The 2957-nt window shown below is 71.2% G+C and carries 4 protein-coding genes; 2 read left to right on the forward strand and 2 right to left on the reverse strand.

Features of this window, described 5'->3' with window-relative positions; translation table 11 throughout:
• Positions 1-152: 152 nt before the first annotated feature.
• Positions 153-1286, reverse strand: coding sequence for a helix-turn-helix domain-containing protein (locus tag VR44_RS15960; RefSeq protein ID WP_094191685.1), 1134 nt, complete (start codon positions 1284-1286; stop codon positions 153-155).
• A gap of 361 nt (positions 1287-1647) precedes the next feature.
• Between VR44_RS15960 and VR44_RS45015 the strand changes: the two genes are divergently transcribed.
• Positions 1648-2010, forward strand: coding sequence for a hypothetical protein (locus VR44_RS45015; protein ID WP_157880315.1), 363 nt, complete (start codon positions 1648-1650; stop codon positions 2008-2010).
• 127 nt (positions 2011-2137) lie between these two features.
• Here the strand turns inward: VR44_RS45015 and VR44_RS15970 are convergent, their stop codons facing one another.
• Positions 2138-2641, reverse strand: coding sequence for a GbsR/MarR family transcriptional regulator (locus tag VR44_RS15970; RefSeq protein ID WP_045948161.1), 504 nt, complete (start codon positions 2639-2641; stop codon positions 2138-2140).
• Positions 2642-2695: 54 nt separating this feature from the next.
• Here VR44_RS15970 and VR44_RS42635 point away from each other — a divergent pair.
• Positions 2696-2957: ATP-binding cassette domain-containing protein (locus VR44_RS42635; RefSeq protein WP_157880316.1), on the forward strand; the 262-nt coding region annotated here is incomplete at its 3' end.

Here is a 2957-nt window from a genome sequence, read left to right on the forward strand (position 1 = left end):
GTTCTCTACCAACGGCTCGGGGGAGCGATGGCGGCGGACCAACCGAAGCCGCCGCCACCCCGGCAACGGTCACACCGGCAGGCCCTGTCAGGCATAGAGCGCCGGGCCCCGGCTGCTGAGGACCTCATGCTCTGACCGCCGAGGCTTGCCGCTCAGCGGAGGCGCAGGGTGATGGACTGCCATGGTGGGGTCGCGGTGCCGTGGACGGTGCAGTCGCTGTCTGTGGACGTGATGGAGCGGTATGCCGTCGCGAGGGTGGGTTCGCGGAGCGGTGCATCCGCGTCCACGGGCAGCCAGGGCGCTTCCCGCCAGGGCGCATCGAATCGCGGGGCGGGGCCGGTCGGGGCGTTCACGGCGGTGAAGAAGAGGTCACCTTCGGCGCACAGTGGCAGGCCGCCGATTCTGATGGATTCGGCGCTGGTGCTGTCGCGGGGGTCCGGTTGGGCTTCGATCCATGGTCCGGCGGCGGTGATCCCCCGGAATGCGTCGACCGACGTGTGGGCGGTGGCGGCTCGCGGCCAGCGAACGGTGATCAGATCGAGCGTGTCCAGCGGCCTGGCGCCGACGGCTGCGAAGAGCAGCAGGCGGTCACGGTCGTTCGTCTGCCCGGCCGGCCGGTAGGTGTTGCCGGCTGTGTCGGTCACGGTGACCTCACCCGGGGCCGCACCGGTCAGCGCCACGGTGACGATCAGCGTCTCGCCGCGGGTGACCGCGTGCAGCACATGCAGATCGGCCCCGGTGGTCGACGGAGGACCGTCAGGGGGCCTGGAGTCGCTGTTGCCGATCCGGGCGGCATAGGCCCCTCTGCCCGTGGTCCGCAGGACGCGCGGGCCGTGGTCGGAGGAGAGCGCGGCGACCGTCAGCAGGGCGGTGAGCAGGATGCCGTAACGTGCCGCGCGTCTTCTCCCGCGCTCGTGGCCGGCTGCCTCTGCCTTCGGGGGCACACCCGGTTCGTCCGGCGGGACGACCGAGGGACGCGGATCGTCACGGTGGGCCGGTGCCATCGCGGCGGAAGCGACCGGGGACTCGGCCTCCACAGGCCCGGGTCGGGCCGGCGGTAGCGCCTGACGAGCACGGCGCAGGAGTTCCTCGCCCTCCTCCTCTGGCAGGCCGAGCGCCGTGGCCAGCAGCCGCAACGTCTCCCGGCGAGGCCGGGCAACCCGGCCGTGCTCGAGGTCACGGATGGCCCGCACGCTCAATCCCGAGCGTTCGGCGAGCTCCTCCTGCGTCAGGCCGGCCGCGCTGCGCCGGCCGCGTAAGTGCGCCCCGAAACCGCCTTCGCCCATCACGCCCCCCGGATGATCTGAAGCTGTGCAGGTGAGTACATCACAGGGCGTCCGCCGACCAAACTGCCGGTGTTTCTTCCGGCTGTTCTGCCTGGTCACCATGTGGGGGGCTGCGGACGATCAGGCCGGAAACCGAAAGAAGAGGAGGTGTCCCGCACAGCGGCCACACTCGCCACCGCCGCCCGTCAGAACCCGTGCTCTGGACAGACCGAGTCCGGGCAAGGGGCGTACGGAGCCGTACGGGGGGGCGCCCCGTGCCCCGACCGCCCATGACGAGCGTCAACCAGGGCCAAGTAACGACCACTGACTGAACCAGCTCAGACATGCCCCGCTACCCGTCACCATCTCCGAAGGAGCAACCGTGAAGATCGCACGTATGATCAAGTTCGCTGCCGCAGGGATTGCAGCGGCAAGCCTCGTCGCCCTCTCGGCCGGCGCTGCGTCAGCAGCCAGCCTGGGTGGGGACGCGTTCGCCGGCAACTGCCATGCGTACATCCTTCCCTACTCGGACATGTACGCCTACGGCCACGTCGACGGACCCGCCAACGAGTGCAAGGTGGACCTGTGGCAGGTGAACACTCAGACCGGCGGCCGCACGCACACCGGCTGGGGAGGCGGGGCGAACACGTGGCCGGAGTACCACAACGACGGTGTGCACAAGCTCTACGTAGAGGTCTTGGACATCAACACCAACCAGGTCGGCTGGGGTCCGCTGGTCTTCTGATCTGACCGGGCTGAGGGGCCGTCCGCGGTGGGCCCGTCCGCCCCCGCACGCGTCGTGCGGGGGCGGACGCCGGCCCGGGAAGCCGTTCCCCGGCTTCATCGCGGACGGCGGGCGGGGCGCGAGGGCGTCAGGGGAGGTCGAGGGTGGCCCGGTGGGCGCGCCAGCGCTCCATCAGGCCGTGCATCTCGCGCTCGAGGAAGGCGAAGAACGCCGCCGTCTCCGCCACCCGCGCCCCCGCCGGGGTGTCCCGGCCCAGGCCCGCCGCGCCCTCGCGCAGGGTCTGCTCGAAGCGGGCGAGGACCTGGTCCCGGCGGGTGAAGGTCTGGTACCAGAGCTCGTTGTGGAGTACGTAGCGGTCCCGGCGGGAGCCCGGCTCGCGCTCCCGGCTGACCATGTCGACCTGTGCCAGGTAGGCCACGGCGCCCGATACCGCCGCCGGGCTGATCCGCAGGGCCGCGCCGAGCTCCGCCGAGGTCATCGCGCCGCTGTCGCTGGCCAGCAGGCAGGCGAAGACCCGGGAGGCCATGCGCTGCATGCCCGCCTCGGTGAGCTGCGCGGCGAACCGCTCCACGAAGCGGGAGACCGCTTCCCCGTCCCGGGTTCCGTCGTCGTCCGTCGTCACATCCAGGATTTTACGTGATTCGCTATCTTCACAACTTTGTGAAATAAGCGTACGTTCGGAGGCATGACGAAGGCCATCAGCGTCGCCGGGCTCCGCAAGGCGTTCGGCCGTACCCGTGCTCTGGAGGGGCTCGATCTGGACGTCGCGACCGGCGAGGTCCACGGGTTCCTCGGCCCCAACGGCGCCGGCAAGTCCACCACCCTGCGGATCCTGCTCGGCCTGCTGCGCGCCGACGCCGGGACCGCCACCCTGCTCGGCGGCGACCCGTGGGCCGACGCCGTCGCCCTCCACCGCCGCGTCGCCTACGTCCCCGGCGACGTCACCC

Origin of the sequence: Streptomyces katrae, from assembly GCF_000966975.1 — a bacterium.
GTDB lineage: Bacteria > Actinomycetota > Actinomycetes > Streptomycetales > Streptomycetaceae > Streptomyces > Streptomyces katrae.